The sequence below is a fragment of the Pseudooceanicola atlanticus genome, from assembly GCF_000768315.1.
Classification (GTDB): Bacteria; Pseudomonadota; Alphaproteobacteria; order Rhodobacterales; family Rhodobacteraceae; genus Pseudooceanicola; species Pseudooceanicola atlanticus.
Map to the genome: position 1 here is coordinate 30,866 of NZ_AQQX01000002.1, position 14,756 is coordinate 45,621.

Below are 14,756 nucleotides of genomic sequence, written 5' to 3' on the forward strand. Positions count from 1 at the left end.
TTTGCTGCCGACAAGGCGTCCCTCCGGAGCCCCGCCCGTTCCGAGCCAAGAATGCACTTGACGCTCACATAATGCATTATGCATTCTATCGATGACAAGAGAAAATTGAAATTTCCCGATTTGGCGCTGCAAAGCGCCATCTGACAAGGAGAAGAATGCATGAAAACTGGTGTTCTCGCCGGCAAAACCGTGGTCGAACTGGGCAGCATGATCGCCGCGCCCTATGGCGCACATCTACTGAATCAGCTTGGCGCAGACGTAATCAAGATCGAGCCTCCCGCAGGTGAAACCACCCGCAAGCTGGTCCGCGGAGGCCCGAGCGGAAGCTACCTGGCGTTCAACAGGGGAAAACGGAGCCTCTGCCTCGACATGACTTCGGAAGACGGAAAGGAAGCCTTTCGGAGCCTGATCGCCAGCGCCGACATAGTTCTGCAGAACCTGTCGCCATCGGCCGCGCGCAAACTGGGCGCGACTTTCGAAGACTGCAACGCGATCAATCCCGACATCATCTTTTGCCATATCAAGGGATACGGCGCAGGACCGCTTGAAGAACAGGTCGCGTCCAACCCCATCGCCGAAGCGGCGACGGGTGTCATGTACTACAACCGCCCCGATGGCCGACCGGCCCGCCTCGGGCCATCGTATCATGACCAATTCGCAGGCTGTTACGCGGTGATTGCGATTCTCGCCGCGCTGCATTCGGACCGCTCCGAAGAGCGCCGCAATATCGAGATCGGCCTCTATGAAACCGGCCTGCACATCGCAGCGCGGGACCTGCTGGGCGTGCAATTGAAGTCGCAACTCCTGGGCCGACCCGAGCAGGAACCTTCGGCCGAATTCTCGATCCCCGGCTACGGCGCCTACGAAACGCAGGACGGGCGCTGGATCTACCTGGTCATGTTGACCGATGATCACTGGCGCAAGTTCTGCACAGCCGTCGGCCTTGCACACGACCCCGAACTTGCGACCTTGCGCCGACGGAGGGCCCGGCGCCCCGATGTCGAGCAGATCGTGAGCGGGGCCGTGGCGGCCTTCGGGTTCGACGCCCTGGTCGCCAAACTCGACGCCGCCGGCGTCGGCCATACCGAAGTGCTGCCCCTGGACCGCGTGCTCGACACGCCGCAGGCGCAGGCCGGGCAAAAGGTGTCCGACTTCGGGTTCGCGGGGTACGACTTCCAGACGCCAGAATTGCCCTTAGGTCCGTTGCTCGGTGACGTTGCGGGCTCCCTGCCCCCGCCGCTTCTGGGCGAGCACTCGACCCAGATCATGCAGGAACTCGGCTTCTCCGACGCGCGAATCGCGGATATTCTCGGCCATGGGTCGGCAGTCCAGGCTGACCCCGAGGCCACGCTCTGGGCCAAGCCGCGCCAGGCCGAAACCACCGGCTGACACGGCGTTCGTCGTCACGAAACCATCCGGAAATCTTCGCAAAGGCGGACCCACCAGCCGTGGGTCCGCCCTTTTCCGATCTTCGGCCCAGACCGCCTCCGGCCGACCGCTTTCAAAATGCATTATTTAGCCACACAAACAGCCACTCCAGCTGATATAATGCATTATAAGGGCAAAAATAACTATCGAATCGCCAATAGGCCCATAAATAATGCACCAAATCTCATTCCCTCGCTCACAGTCTCAAGTGGAGTTTACCGATGACCAAAATCCGATCCGACGCGCCGTGTGCTCGCATCCGTGACCGTTCGCTCTTAGCTCGCATCGTTTCGGCCGATGCGGCAGCGAACCTTATCCGTGACGGAATGGTCGTCGGCATGTCCGGCTTCACCAGGTCCGGCGAGGCCAAGGCGGTGCCTCTTGCCCTGGCGCGCCGGGCCACGACCGATCCGCTCGGGATCACCTTGATCACGGGCGCGTCGCTTGGCAACGACCTTGACGGGCTGCTGGCAGATAGCGGCGTGATCCGCCGCAGGCTGCCTTTCCAGTCCGACGCTCGGCTGCGCGCCAGGATCAACGACGGGTCGGTCATGTACCTTGATCAGCACCTGTCCGAGACGGTCGAACAGCTGCGCTCGGGGCAGATTCCGAAGCCAGACATCGCGATCATCGAAGCCGTTGCGATCACCGAAGACGGCGGGATCGTACCCACGACATCCGTCGGCAATTCGGCAGGCTTTGCAACCCAGGCCCGGCAGGTGATCGTCGAGCTCAATACATGCGCGCCCGCAGGTCTCGAAGGGATGCATGATATCTTCATTCCGGCCGACCGCCCTGCGCGCGAACCGTTGTTGCTGCGCAATCCTGACGACCGCATCGGTACACCCGTGATCCGGGTCGCCCGCGACCGGATCTCAGCCATCGTCCTTTCCGACCGCCAGGACAGCTATGCAAACCTCGGGGACCCGGACGACGACACGCGTGCCATTTCGCATCACATCACTGCCTTCCTAGAGCGCGAGGTCAGACGCGGCGCATTGCCGCCGTCGCTACCGCCGCTACAGGCGGGGATCGGCAGCATCGCCAATTCCGTGCTCTCCGGGTTGACCGATGCGCCCTTTAGCAACATGACCATGTATTCCGAAGTGCTGCAGGACTCGGCCTTCGACCTGATGGATTCCGGAAAGCTCGGCTTCGCATCAGCCTCCTCGATCACGCTGAGCGCCCCCCGGCATGCCGACGTCATGGGGCGGCTCGATCACTACAAGGACCGTCTTGTCCTCCGTCCGCAGGAAATCTCGAACCACCCCGAGATTGTGCGCCGCCTCGGCATCCTCGCAATCAACACTGCGCTGGAGTTCGACATCTACGGCAACGTGAATTCGACCCATGTGATGGGCAGCCACATGATGAACGGTATCGGCGGGTCAGGCGATTTCGCCCGCAATGCCGGACTGTCCATCTTCGTCACGAAATCCCAGGCCAAGGGCGGTCAGGTGACCTCAGTTGTTCCCATGGTCAGCCATGTCGATCACACCGAGCATGACGTGGACGTACTGGTCACCGAACAGGGTCTGGCTGACCTTCGCGGCCTGGCGCCGCGCGAACGGGCGCGCCTCATCATCGACACCTGTGCGCATCCGGACTGGCGCGACACGCTGAGCGATTATTTCGAACGCGCCTGCCAGCGGGGCGGCCAAACACCACACGTCCTGGAAGAGGCCTTTGACTGCCATTCCACCTTCAGGACGACCGGCTCCATGGTACGCAGTCCGGCTCGCGCCCGGCCTGCGATGACCTGATTTCAAACTGGCTTGCTCTATACTGACGCCACGCTTAGGTATCCACTTTACCGCTTCCTGCTTGAACGCGCGGCTGAATGCTTGTCTCGTCATGCAAATTCTACAGTTCCATGAACACCCTATCTCGGTGTCCACGAAACCGGCAGCAGTTCAGATCGATCAGGTCAGCAACTGCTCTTGACGAACCACAAGCCTCCGTAGCGTTCACCTTCAAGGCGAACCCGGACAAGCGAGCGAAGCTCGGTTCTCTTGAAAAAGAAGACCTTAAATTCATCGCAAGCACCTTACAAACACGGGCAAGACGCAGCGGGGCAAACCAATCGAACGTCGCGGCAAATCGCGATCAAACGCTTTTTCTGTTGGCCGGAAGTTTGGTGGGCAATCCACAATACTTCAGAATGAACGCCGCAAAATAAATATCATATGGCGGAGGAGGTGGGATTCGAACCCACGGTACGCTTTCACGCACGCCGGTTTTCAAGACCGGTGCATTCGACCACTCTGCCACTCCTCCGGTCCGCCTGCTCTAACGGGGTGATCGCGATTCTGGAAGAGGTGACGGGATACCCCTGACACGCCCGCTTCACACCAATGTCACAGGGGAAATGTCGCCGATCGGGCACGCCATGCTTTTCAGGCGGGCCGACACAGGATAGACTGCGTCAAAACAAATCGCGCAGGGCCGGGTATCGGCCGCATGGACCCAGCAAACCGGGCCATGCTGAGATAGGGGCAAAACATGGCAATCGCTCTCTGGAAACAGAAACGATCGGCGGTGCGGATTTCCGTGGCGATCGCGGCGCTGACCGCGTTGTCCGCCTGCATGGAAGACGGCGGTTCGCTGTTCCAGCCGGCCCCCGGGACCCAGACCAGCAGCGCCGGTTCGACCTCTACCCGCCTGGTGGAACGCGATGTCGAAGCCCCCGAAGTCTTTCAGAAAACCGAAGCCGGGCTCTGGGACGGGCGGCCGTCGCTCGGCGGTGTCTGGGTGGCGCATCCGGACGTCAAGGAACCGGAACGCGCGCTGATCCGCAATTCCTCGAATTCCAAGTTCGTCATCGGCGCGCTTTTCCGTCCCTCCGTCGAACGGCCCGGGCCGCGCTTCCAGGTCTCCTCGGATGCGGCAGAGGCGCTCGGCATGATTGCCGGGCAGCCGGTGAACCTCAACGTCACCGCCTTGCGCCGCGAAGAGGTGCCGAACGCAGCCCCCGCCGCCGCGGCGGAGCCGGCCGAGGACACCCAAGTCGCCAGCCTGCCCGCCTCTGAAGCGGTGGAAACCCAGACGCTCGACCCGGTGGCCGGAGCCGCCGCGGCCCTCGACCGGGCCGAAGCCGGGGCCGACGCCACGGCGGGCGCAGCCGCAGGCACCGCCGCGACCGTTGCCGCCGCCACGCACGAACCGGCCGAGGAACCGCGCAAGAAGCGCCGCTTCTTCTGGCAGAAGAAAGACCCCGAGCCCGAACAGACCATGGCCGACGCGGCGCCGGTCGAAAGCCCTGCCCCCGCCACCGCGCCGCAATCCGCGGCCAGCCCGGCGGTCGAGACGGCGGCGATTTCAAGCCCACCACCGGCCCGTCCGACGTCGAGCCTTGACAGACCCTACCTGCAGATCGGCATTTTCAGCGTCGAACAGAATGCCCGCAACACCGCCGTTGCCATGCGCCAGTCCGGGATCATCCCCACGGTGCTCAAGCAATCGTCGCAGGGAAAGACGTTCTGGCGGGTCATTGTCGGCCCTGCCACGACCACCGAAGAACGCGCCCAGCTGCTGACCAAGGTCAAGGCAGCGGGCTTCACAGATGCCTACGCGGTGACCAACTGACCCCATCCCCCACGGGGTGAGGCCGCCACCGCCCGCTGACGCTTGAAGGAGGAAGGATGCCTCACTCACCCCGTTTCCGGCCCGCCCTGCGGGCTTTGACCCTGACATTGCAGGGGGCCGTTCTGGCCGTGTCGCTGCTGGCCGCCGATGCGGCCCGCGCCTTCGACACCCAGGCCAAGGCCGCCTATGTCGTCGACCTGTCGACGCGCACGGTGCTGCTCTCCAAGAACGCGGACCAACCGCTGCCGCCCGCGTCGATGTCCAAGCTGATGACGCTCTACATCGCGTTCGAGGCGCTGCGCGACGGTCGCCTGCGACTGGACGAAAAGCTGCCCGTGTCTTCCCACGCGATGAGCTATGGCGGCTCCACCATGTTCCTCGACACCACCGACCGCGTCGCGGTCGAGGACCTGATCCGCGGCATCATCGTCCTGTCGGGCAACGATGCCTGCGCCGTCATCGCCGAGGCCCTGTCCCCCGACGGGACCGAGGCCGGCTTCGCCCGCTACATGACCCAACGGGCGCAGCAGATGGGCATGACCAATTCCACCTTCGCCAATTCCAACGGCTGGCCCGCGGCCGGACACCGCATGTCGATGCGCGATCTTGCCCTGCTGGCCACCCACCTGATCGAGGATTTCCCGAACTTCTATCCCCTCTTCAAGGAGCGGAAGTTCGAATTCGACGGCCGCGCCCCGCAGAACGTCAACAACCGCAACCCGCTGCTGGGGCTGGGGATCGGGGCCGACGGGCTCAAGACCGGCCATACCGAGGAAGCGGGCTATGGCCTGGTCGGCTCCGCCATGCAGGGCGACCGCCGCATCGTCTTTGCCTTTTCCGGACTGCAAAGCGCCGCACAGCGCGCCCAGGAATCCGAGGCGATCGTGAACTGGGCCTTCCGCCAGTTCACCCGCAAGAACCTGCTCAATGCCGGTGAGACGATCATGAAGGCGCAGGTCCATATGGGCGCCGCCCCCACGGTCGCGCTGACCACCGAAGAAGACCTCGTCGCGCTGGTTCCCGTCCTCGCCGGGCAGGAGCTGAAGGCAGAGGTCGTCTATAATGGCCCCATCGCCGCACCGGTCCGCGCGGGCGATCAGCTTGCCGAACTGGTGCTGAAACCGGGCGAATTGCCGGAAACCCGCGTGCCGCTGATCGCGGGTGAATCCGTGCCGCGTGGCGGCTTCATGGTGCGCGTCACCACAGCCATCGACCACCTGCTCAAGCGGATCGGCGACCGCGCGCAAGAGGTGGCGGAAGACGGGGCAACCTCTTGAGCGGAAAGGGATCCGCCCCTCGCGGGCTCTTCCTCAGCTTCGAAGGCATCGACGGGTCAGGCAAATCCACCCAGGCCCGGATGCTGGCCGACCGGCTGCGCGACCAGGGCCATGACGTGGTCCTGACCCGCGAACCCGGCGGCTCTCCGGGGGCCGAGGAAATCCGCGCCCTCGTCCTGCAGGGCGATCCCGACCGCTGGTCCGCCGAGACCGAGATCCTGCTCTTCACCGCCGCCCGCCGCGACCACCTGGAACGCACCATACGCCCCGCGCTCGATCGCGGCGCCGTCGTGATCTGCGACCGCTTCGCCGACAGCACCCGCATGTACCAGGGCATGTCCCGTGGCGACCTGCGCAAGACGGTGGATGACCTGCACGACCTGATGATCGGCGTCGAACCCGACCTCACCCTGCTGATCGACATGGACCCGGATCGCGGCCTGGCCCGCGCCAAGTCCCGCCAGACCATCGAGGAACGGTTCGAGGATTTCGGCGCTGCCCTGCAGCACAAGATGCGCGCCGGATTCCTTGGCCTCGCGGGTGAATTCCCCGGGCGCTACCGCATCGTCGACGGGGACGACACGCCCGAAAACGTGGCTGACCGCGTGGCCGATGTCGTGGCAGGCCACCTGCCCGCCATCGCCGGCTGAGATGATCCTGACCCGCAAAACCATGATCGCCCCGCTGCTCGACACGCATCCGGCGCTCGACGCGCCATGGCAGGCGTTTCGCGACGAATGGGAGCACCTCCCGCCCGAGGAATACCCGCTCTACCTCTTCATGGAGGATTTGGTCGGCGAATGTTCGGCCCTGCTCCACCGGGGCGACGAGGCGGCGGTGCAGGCCATCTTCGACGTGCTCGAAACCTGGCTGACCCAAGGCGACAAATACGTCACCGACTGCGCCATCGTGGGCTTCATCGAGGACATGCAGAACACCAATCTGCACGGCTCCGGCACCCGGCCCGACCAGTTCCGCCGCTTCCTCGGACCACAGGGCCGCATCTTCTGGCGCAAGGTCGACCGCTTCTGGTCGCACGGCGAAATCATCACCGACGACCGGCGCTGAGCCCTTTCCATTCCGCCCCCCGATCCGCATACTCTGCCCGCTGAAACGAAAGCCCGGCCATGAGCGACGACCTGCCTCAACCCGACCGCATCGAAGGCGCGCCGCATCCCCGCGACACGCCGCACCTCTTTGGCCAGGAACTTGCCGAGGCGGGGTTTCTCGACACGTTCAATTCGGGCCGGCTGCATCATGGCTGGCTGATCACCGGGCCGCGCGGCGTCGGCAAGGCGACATTGGCCTGGCGTATCGCGCGCTTCCTGCTGGCCACCCCCGCGCAGGAGGATGACGGCCTGTTCGGCGCGCCGCCCCCGCCCGAAACGCTCGATATCCCCGACGATCACCCGGTCGCGCGCCGCATGGCCTCGGGCGCGGAACCCGGGCTCTTCGTGTTGCGCCGCCCCTATGACGAAAAGGCCAAGCGCCTGAAACGCGAGATCACCGTCGAAGAGGCGCGCAAGCTCAAGGGTTTCTTCTCGCTCTCTTCCGCCGATGGTGGGCGCCGCGTCGTGATCGTCGATGCCGCGGACGAATTGAACGTCAGCGCAGCCAACGCGATCCTCAAACTGCTCGAGGAACCGCCCGCCAACACCACGCTGCTGCTGGTCGCGCACCAGCCCTCCGGCCTGTTGCCGACGATCCGGTCGCGTTGCCGCGAATTGCGCCTCTCGCCGCTGTCCCCCACCGATATCGCCCGCGCGCTGTCGCAGGCGGAAATCGACACCGATGCCGACGACACCGCGCTGGCCGCCCTGTCCGGCGGATCGGTGGGCGAGGCGGTGCGCCTGACCAATCTCAACGGCCTGCCGCTCTATGCCGATCTGATCACCCTGCTGGGCACCATGCCGCGCTTCGACCGTGCCCGCGCGCAGGCGCTCGCCGATGCCGCCGCCGCCCGCGGGCAGGAGGATCGCCGCGCCCTGCTCTACCACCTGATCGACCTGATGATGGCCCGCCTCGCCCGCACCGGCGCGATCGGTCAGCCCCCCATGCCCGAGGCCGCCCCGGACGAGGCCGCGATCCTTGCCCGGCTAGCCCCGACACCCGCCGCGGGACGCGCCTGGGCCCAGGCCGCGGAAGAGATCGGCGCCCGCCTGCGACATGGCGAGGCCGTCAACCTTGACCCTGCCGCGCTGATCCTTGATACCGTGTTCAAACTCCAAGGAATTGCTGGCGGTCAGGCCGCCTGAAACGGGTTCACCCAGAGGCATCATGACCACCGATACGGTCCAGATCACCGACAGCCATTGCCACCTCGACTTCGCCGATTTCGACGGCGAACACGACGCGCTTCTTGCCCGCGCGAAGGAGGCCGGGGTGACCCGCATGGTCACCATCTGCACCCGCCTGCGCAACGAACCGCAGGTGCGCGCGCTGGCAGAGGCGCATGACCCGGTCTTCTACGCCGCCGGCACGCACCCGATGTCCGCAGCCGAGGAACCGATGGCTTCGGTCGACGACCTCGTCGCGCTGGCCGATCACCCGAAATTCGTGGGCATCGGCGAGACCGGGCTGGATTATCACTACACCGCCGAAAGCGCCGAGGTGCAGAAGCAATCGCTGCGCATCCATTGCGCCGCCGCGCATCAGACCGGCCTGCCGCTGATCATCCATTCCCGCGCCGCCGATGACGACATGGCCCGCATCCTGGCCGAGGAACACGCCAACGGCGCGTTTTCCTGCGTGATGCACTGCTTCTCCTCGTCGGCAGAGCTGGCCCGTGCCGCGCTCGATCTGGGTTTCTACCTGTCGATGTCCGGCATCACCGCCTTCCCCAAATCCTCCGAGCTGCGCGAGATTTTCGCCGCCGCGCCCCTCGACCGTATCCTGGTGGAAACCGACAGCCCCTACCTCGCCCCGCCCCCGCATCGCGGCAAGCGGAACGAACCGGCCTACACCGCCCACACCGCGCGCAAGGGGGCCGAAACCTTCGGGATGGACTACGCCGACTTCGCCGCGGCGACCCAGGCCAATTTCGATCGTCTTTTCGCCAAGGCCGCGGCCTGGCCCGACCGAAAGGCCGCCTGATGGGAGAGCTCAGGTTCACCATTCTCGGCTGCGGATCCTCCGGCGGCGTGCCGCGCCTCGGCGGGCATTGGGGCGCCTGCGACCCCGACAACCCGCGCAACGTGCGGCGCCGCTGCGCCATGCTGATCGAACAGGAAACCGACGCCGGCATCACCCGCATCCTGATCGACACCGGCCCCGACATGCGGATGCAGCTGCTCGATGCCGGGATCGGCGAACTCGACGCCGTGGTCTACACCCATTCCCATGCCGATCACGTGCACGGGCTGGATGACCTGCGGATGATCGTCTTCAACATGCGCAAACGCCTGCCTGTCTGGGCCGACGGCGACACCCAGGCCGCGCTTTATGACCGTTTCGCCTATGCCTTCGTCCAGCCCGAGGGCTCGCCCTATCCGCCGATCCTGGAAATGCACACGATCGACGGGCCGGTGATGATCGACGGCGCCGGCGGCACCGTCACCCTGACACCGTTCCAGGTCAATCACGGCTCCATCGACGCGCTCGGCTTCCGCATTCGCGACCTGGCTTACCTGCCCGACGTCGCCGACATGTCCGCCGAGGCCTGGGAGGCCGTGCAGGACCTCGATTGCTGGATCCTCGACGCGCTGCGCCGCGACCCGCACCCGACCCATTCGCATCTCGAGAAATCGCTCGACTGGATCCGCCGGGCCGCGCCGAAACGCGCCGTGCTGACCAACATGCATATCGACCTCGACTACGACGCCGTCGCGGCCGAAACGCCTGATCACATCACCCCGGCCCATGACGGGATGCAGATCACCTATCAAATCTGATGGGATCGCTCATCACCGTCATCCTGCCCGTTTTCCTGCTGATCGGCGCAGGGTATCTGGCCACGCGCGGCGGCGCCTTCCCGCAGGTTGCCGTCGACGGGCTGATGAAATTCACCCAGAGCTACGCCTTCCCTTGCCTGCTCTTCCGCGCCGTGTCCGGCTTTGACATTGGCGAGGAATTCCACGCCCCCCTGCTGCTCAGCTATTACGTCTCCGCGACGCTCTGCTTCATCATCGGGGCTCTGGCCGCCTGGCTGGTCTTCAAACGCCCGGCCGAGGATTGCGTGGTCATCGGCTTCTGCTGCCTGTTCTCCAACACGCTGATGCTGGGCATCCCGATCACCGAACGGGCCTTCGGTGCCGACGCGCTAGAGGCGAACTTCGCCATCATCGCGATGCATGCGCCCTTCTGCTACACGCTGGGGATCGCGGTGATGGAAACCGTCCGCGCCCGTGGCAACGGTTTCAACCCGCTGAAGATCGCCGCGCAGATCGCGCGCCAGATGATCCGCAACCCGCTGGTCATCGCGCTGATCCTGGGCTTTGCCGTGAACCTCGGCGGCATTCCTCTGCCCCTGCCGCTGACCGACGCGGTCGACATGATGGTCGCCGCCTCCGTGCCGGCTGCGCTCTTTGCCGTGGGCGGCGTGCTGGTGCAGTACAAGATCGAAGGCGACTGGCGCGTCGTCATCGTCATCTGCATCATCACCCTGCTGATCCACCCCGCGCTGGTCTGGATGTTCGGCTCCTATGCCGGGCTCGACCGCGACGCCTTCCGCTCTGCGCTGATCACCGCTGCCGTGGCGCCGGGGATCAACACCTACGTCTTCGCCAACATCTACGACCGGGCCAAGCGGGTCGCGGCCTCTTCGGTCCTGGTCACCACCGCCGCCGCGCTCTTCACCGTCTGGTTCTGGCTGTCGATCCTGCCCTGACGCAGATTCCCGCCCACAGGATATGGACACCCATTCCGAAATGCGAAACATTATTCCGCAAATGGGAGGAACCAACATGACCGACTTTGTCCTGACCGAGCGCCGGGGCGCGATCCTGATCGTGACCCTGAACCGCCCCGAACGGAAGAACGCCTTCACCCGTGACATGATCACCGGGCTCGAGGACATCCTGCGCGACGCCGCAGAGGACGCGACCGTGCGTGCCCTCGTCCTGACCGGCGCCGATGGCACCTTCTGCGTCGGCGGCGACGTCAAGGCGATGAACGAAGGTGCGGGCCGCGATCTCAGCCTCGAGGAACAGCGCGCCTCCCTGCGCGCCCGGATGGAGGTCTCGGACCTCCTGCACAACATGCCCAAACCCACCATCGCCGCCATCGAAGGCGCGGCGGCGGGCGCGGGCCTGTCGCTGGCGCTGGCCTGCGATTTCCGGGTCTCCGCCTCCACGGCCAAGATCACCACCGCCTTTGCCAAGGTCGGCCTGTCCGGCGATTTCGGCGGCACCTATTTCCTGACCCAGATCCTCGGCGCTGCCAAGGCGCGCGAGCTTTACCTCTTCTCCCCGATTCTGTCGGGCAAGGAGGCAGAGACCATCGGCCTCGTCACCCGCTCCGTCGATCCCGGTGCGGCGCTGGATGCCGCGCTGGAACTGGCCGATCCGCTGGCCAATGGCGCGACCGTCACCCTGGGCCGGATGAAGGGCAACCTGAACCTCGCCGCAGGCGGCGGCACCCTGGCCGAGGTCATGGATCTCGAGGCCGACAACCACACCTTCTGCACCACCACCGAAGACCACCGCGAAGCCGCGGCCGCCTTCGTGGAGAAACGCAAACCCACCTTCAAGGGGGCCTAAACCCGCATATGACCGATCTACCGACCCCGGCCCTCCTGCTCGATCTCGACGCGCTGGAACACAACATCGCCACCATGATCGACATGGCGGCCGGGGCGGGGATCGGGCTGCGGCCCCACGGTAAATCGCACAAATCCCCGCAGATCGCCCGCATCCTGACCGAGATGGGCGCCAAGGGCACCTGTTGCGCCACCTTGGCAGAGCTTGAGGGCTTCGCGGCCGAGGATCTGCCGGGTCTGCTGCTGACTGCACCGATTGCGACGGGCGAACAGATCGCCCGCCTGGGCGCGCTGCATGCCAGGGGCGCCGACGTCATGGTCGTCGCGGACAATCCCGACATCGTGCCCGCCCTGTCGCGGATCGCCGGGGACCGCCCCCTGCCCGTTCTGGTCGATTGCGATGTCGGTCAGCACCGCACCGGCGTGGCCGATGCCGACGCGGCAGAGGCACTGGCCCGCGCCATCACCGACGCGCCCGGCCTGACATACGCGGGCGTACAGGCCTATTGGGGCCACCTGCAACAGGTCCCCGATGTCACCGACCGCCATGCCCGGGTCAAAGAGGCCGCCCGGATGCTGGCCGCGATCCTCGACCGCCTGTCCGCTGCCGGTCTGCCCGCCGGCATCGTCACGGGCGGCGGCACCGGCACCTTCGGGATCGACCGGCATCTTGGCCTTTTCACCGAATTGCAGCCCGGCTCATTCCTCGTGCTCGACAGTCTCTATGGCCCGCTGGCCATCGAAGCCGACGGCACCAATCCGTTCCGTTATGCGCTTTTCGTGCGGGCCGCGGTGGTCAGCACCAATCCCCGTGGCAACCTTGCGCCGCAGGTCACGATCAATGCGGGCCTCAAGGCCTTCGCTACCGACAGCGGCCTGCCTCGCCTTGCCACGGACCGCCCCGGCACGACCTTCCGCTACATGGGCGACGAACACGGCGCCCTGACCCAGCCCGACAACCAGCCGTTCAAACTGGGGGAAGAGGTCGACCTGATCCCTTCCCATTGCGACCCGACGGTGAACCTCTATCCCTGCTACCACCTGCTGCGCGGCGGCAGGTTGGAGGGCAGCTGGGCGATCACCGGACGGTACTGAACGGTCCGGCCTGGCGCCTACGCTCAATACATCTGCGCCAGCAGCGCGGTCAGTTCCGCCTCGTCCTGCGGGACCCGTGGGTTGATCGGCACATGCGGCAGCGCCATCGCCTTGGCTGACAGCCCGGTCACCTGGTCCTCGGTCACCTCCACCGCGTCGCGCACCCGACGTGGCAGGTCCAACCCTCGGATCAGCGCATCAACCGCGCCATGCCCCGGCCCGTCAAGGCCGCTGACCCGGCGCAGCACCGCATCCGCCTTGCCCCCGGCCGTGCCGTTCCACGCCATGACATGGGGCAGCGTGATGCAGGAACAGACGCCGTGCGGTACACCGAAATTGGCCCCCAGCAGGTAACCGATGCCATGGCTCAGCCCGGTCTGCGCGCCGGTACAGGCATTGCCCGCCAGCCAGGTCGCCTGCTGCACGTCCCCGATCGCCGCGATGTCCCCATGATCCGCATGGCAGCGCGGCAAAGCGGCAAACAGCAGCCGCAACGCCCCATCGGCCAGTGCGTCCGTATAGGCATTGGCCTGCGCCCCGCCCAACGCCTCCACCGCGTGATCGACGCTGCGGATGGCCGAGGACAGCCAAAGAAACGGTGGCGTATGGGCGACGACCTCCGGGTCCATCACCACCACGTCCGGCACGATGGCCGGGTTGCGCAGGGACCGTTTGTGCACCGCCTCCGGGTCCAGCACTCCCGCGCCCTTGGTGAATTCCGCGGCCGAGGCCGTAGTCGGCACCGCCACCTGCACCGGCATGCCCGGGATCGGCCGCCCGTCCTGCGCCGCCAGGTAATCGCGCAACCCCTGCGCATCCGCGATCCCCAGCGCCAGGCAGGCCGAGGCGATCTTGCCCGCATCCACCACGCTGCCCCCGCCAAGGGAAATCACCGCATCCGCCCCGGCCTCCCGCGCCGCCGCCATCGCCGCGACCAGTTCCGGCATCGGCGTATGCGCCCCGATTTCGGGATGCACCCCGGCAAATCGCGCGCCCAGCCCCGCCTTCAACCGCTCCAGCAGCGGTGTCCGCGTCGCGACAGACCGCCCCGTCAGCACGAAGGCGCGCGCCGCCCCCAGCCGGTCCAGCTCTGCACCGATGCCGCCCATGGCCCCCGGCCCGCGCAGCACCCGCATCGCCCGGGTCGTCTCGAATGTGGTGAAACTCATGCCCTGTCCTCCTCCGCGATCAGAAGACACGGACAGAACCGCCCTGTCGACCCTTGCGGACAGGACGTTCATACCCCCGCCGACCGGCAGATATCAGAGGTCGGGCATCCCGCCCTTATGCGCGATATCCACGAGGCGCCCGGCCTCTTCGTGGTAATCGTCCATCACGCCTTGCCAGAACTGCATCTGCAGATGCATCACTTCCTGCGGCTTCGCGCTCAGCAGCTCCTGCTGAAAGGCCACGTCCTTTTCCAGCCGCTTCGCGCCAAACGCGACGATCTCCGCGCCCATCGACATGCAGGTGGTCATCATCGCGGCCATAGGATTGCCCTTGGTCCAGTCCATCGTCGTCTCGGTCTTTTTCTGCGCCATCTTGCGCCTCCTCGCTTGTCCTTTGGTCACTCTCCCATCTTACCCTACGTCAGGTACGTCCGCGTTGATCAAAATCAACATCCTTGTCACGATCCCATGGCATTCCACCGCCAATGCCGACCCGCGAGGACCCGC

At 65.7% G+C, this 14,756-nt stretch carries 14 protein-coding genes and 1 tRNA gene; 12 read left to right on the top strand and 3 right to left on the bottom strand.

What is annotated here, in order from left to right:
- Nucleotides 1-159: 159 nt before the first annotated feature.
- Nucleotides 160-1,389 carry a CaiB/BaiF CoA transferase family protein gene (locus ATO9_RS04305; protein ID WP_043745809.1) on the top strand — a complete coding sequence of 410 codons (1,230 nt, stop codon included), beginning with the start codon at nt 160-162 and terminating at the stop codon, nt 1,387-1,389.
- 260 nt (nt 1,390-1,649) lie between these two features.
- Nucleotides 1,650-3,191, top strand: coding sequence for a succinate CoA transferase (locus ATO9_RS04310; RefSeq protein WP_043745811.1), 1,542 nt, complete (start codon nt 1,650-1,652; stop codon nt 3,189-3,191).
- A gap of 424 nt (nt 3,192-3,615) precedes the next feature.
- Here the strand turns inward: ATO9_RS04310 and ATO9_RS04315 are convergent.
- A tRNA-Ser gene (locus tag ATO9_RS04315) sits at nt 3,616-3,705 on the bottom strand.
- A 225-nt stretch (nt 3,706-3,930) separates the two neighbouring features.
- On the opposite strand from ATO9_RS04315, the gene ATO9_RS04320 reads away from it, so the two are divergent.
- The 10 genes from ATO9_RS04320 (at nt 3,931) to ATO9_RS04365 (ending at nt 13,080) form a co-directional block, all read left to right on the top strand.
- Nucleotides 3,931-5,013: an SPOR domain-containing protein gene (locus ATO9_RS04320; protein ID WP_043745814.1), complete on the top strand. Its 1,083-nt coding sequence runs from the start codon at nt 3,931-3,933 to the stop codon at nt 5,011-5,013.
- Between the two features lie 56 nt (nt 5,014-5,069).
- A complete protein-coding gene (locus ATO9_RS04325) occupies nt 5,070-6,290 on the top strand; it encodes a D-alanyl-D-alanine carboxypeptidase family protein (RefSeq protein ID WP_052418109.1) in 1,221 nt (406 codons plus the stop codon).
- Entirely contained in the window at nt 6,287-6,940 is a 654-nt protein-coding gene (gene tmk, locus ATO9_RS04330) for a dTMP kinase (protein ID WP_043745817.1), read from the top strand. Before ATO9_RS04325 ends, tmk begins: the two co-directional genes overlap by 4 nt.
- Nucleotide 6,941: 1 nt before the next feature.
- Entirely contained in the window at nt 6,942-7,358 is a 417-nt protein-coding gene (locus tag ATO9_RS04335) for a DUF7674 family protein (protein ID WP_052418110.1), read from the top strand.
- Nucleotides 7,359-7,417: 59 nt separating this feature from the next.
- Nucleotides 7,418-8,545, top strand: a complete 1,128-nt coding sequence (locus ATO9_RS04340) for a DNA polymerase III subunit delta' (RefSeq protein ID WP_043745820.1) — start codon at nt 7,418-7,420, stop codon at nt 8,543-8,545.
- A 22-nt stretch (nt 8,546-8,567) separates the two neighbouring features.
- On the top strand, nt 8,568-9,383 hold the full coding sequence (locus tag ATO9_RS04345; protein ID WP_043745824.1) for a TatD family hydrolase: 816 nt from the start codon (nt 8,568-8,570) through the stop codon (nt 9,381-9,383).
- On the top strand, nt 9,383-10,180 hold the full coding sequence (locus ATO9_RS04350; protein WP_043745828.1) for an MBL fold metallo-hydrolase: 798 nt from the start codon (nt 9,383-9,385) through the stop codon (nt 10,178-10,180). The genes ATO9_RS04345 and ATO9_RS04350 overlap by 1 nt, the downstream gene beginning before the upstream one ends.
- On the top strand, nt 10,180-11,115 hold the full coding sequence (locus ATO9_RS04355) for an AEC family transporter (RefSeq protein ID WP_043745831.1): 936 nt from the start codon (nt 10,180-10,182) through the stop codon (nt 11,113-11,115). The genes ATO9_RS04350 and ATO9_RS04355 overlap by 1 nt, the downstream gene beginning before the upstream one ends.
- A 76-nt stretch (nt 11,116-11,191) precedes the next feature.
- Nucleotides 11,192-11,986, top strand: a complete 795-nt coding sequence (locus tag ATO9_RS04360) for an enoyl-CoA hydratase-related protein (protein ID WP_043747338.1) — start codon at nt 11,192-11,194, stop codon at nt 11,984-11,986.
- Between the two features lie 8 nt (nt 11,987-11,994).
- The gene (locus tag ATO9_RS04365; RefSeq protein WP_052418111.1) at nt 11,995-13,080 is read left to right on the top strand and encodes an alanine racemase; all 1,086 of its coding nucleotides are present in this window, start codon (nt 11,995-11,997) and stop codon (nt 13,078-13,080) included.
- Nucleotides 13,081-13,103: 23 nt separating this feature from the next.
- On the opposite strand, the gene ATO9_RS04370 is transcribed toward ATO9_RS04365, so the two are convergent.
- Together ATO9_RS04370 and ATO9_RS04375 are read right to left on the bottom strand one after the other, a co-directional pair.
- On the bottom strand, nt 13,104-14,249 hold the full coding sequence (locus ATO9_RS04370) for an iron-containing alcohol dehydrogenase (RefSeq protein ID WP_052418112.1): 1,146 nt from the start codon (nt 14,247-14,249) through the stop codon (nt 13,104-13,106).
- A gap of 93 nt (nt 14,250-14,342) precedes the next feature.
- Nucleotides 14,343-14,621, bottom strand: a complete 279-nt coding sequence (locus ATO9_RS04375; protein ID WP_043745834.1) for a phasin family protein — start codon at nt 14,619-14,621, stop codon at nt 14,343-14,345.
- Nucleotides 14,622-14,756 lie beyond the last annotated feature (135 nt).

What these genes read in the sequence shown, in the direction of transcription:
- ATO9_RS04305 (WP_043745809.1), top strand. Translation starts at nt 160, where the DNA reads ATGAAAACTGGTGTTCTCGCCGGCAAAACCGTGGTCGAACTGGGCAGC.
- ATO9_RS04310 (WP_043745811.1), top strand. Translation starts at nt 1,650, where the DNA reads ATGACCAAAATCCGATCCGACGCGCCGTGTGCTCGCATCCGTGACCGT.
- ATO9_RS04320 (WP_043745814.1), top strand. Translation starts at nt 3,931, where the DNA reads ATGGCAATCGCTCTCTGGAAACAGAAACGATCGGCGGTGCGGATTTCC.
- ATO9_RS04325 (WP_052418109.1), top strand. Translation starts at nt 5,070, where the DNA reads ATGCCTCACTCACCCCGTTTCCGGCCCGCCCTGCGGGCTTTGACCCTG.
- ATO9_RS04335 (WP_052418110.1), top strand. Translation starts at nt 6,942, where the DNA reads ATGATCCTGACCCGCAAAACCATGATCGCCCCGCTGCTCGACACGCAT.
- ATO9_RS04340 (WP_043745820.1), top strand. Translation starts at nt 7,418, where the DNA reads ATGAGCGACGACCTGCCTCAACCCGACCGCATCGAAGGCGCGCCGCAT.
- ATO9_RS04345 (WP_043745824.1), top strand. Translation starts at nt 8,568, where the DNA reads ATGACCACCGATACGGTCCAGATCACCGACAGCCATTGCCACCTCGAC.
- ATO9_RS04350 (WP_043745828.1), top strand. Translation starts at nt 9,383, where the DNA reads ATGGGAGAGCTCAGGTTCACCATTCTCGGCTGCGGATCCTCCGGCGGC.
- ATO9_RS04355 (WP_043745831.1), top strand. Translation starts at nt 10,180, where the DNA reads ATGGGATCGCTCATCACCGTCATCCTGCCCGTTTTCCTGCTGATCGGC.
- ATO9_RS04360 (WP_043747338.1), top strand. Translation starts at nt 11,192, where the DNA reads ATGACCGACTTTGTCCTGACCGAGCGCCGGGGCGCGATCCTGATCGTG.
- ATO9_RS04365 (WP_052418111.1), top strand. Translation starts at nt 11,995, where the DNA reads ATGACCGATCTACCGACCCCGGCCCTCCTGCTCGATCTCGACGCGCTG.
- ATO9_RS04370 (WP_052418112.1), bottom strand. Translation starts at nt 14,249, where the DNA reads ATGAGTTTCACCACATTCGAGACGACCCGGGCGATGCGGGTGCTGCGC.
- ATO9_RS04375 (WP_043745834.1), bottom strand. Translation starts at nt 14,621, where the DNA reads ATGGCGCAGAAAAAGACCGAGACGACGATGGACTGGACCAAGGGCAAT.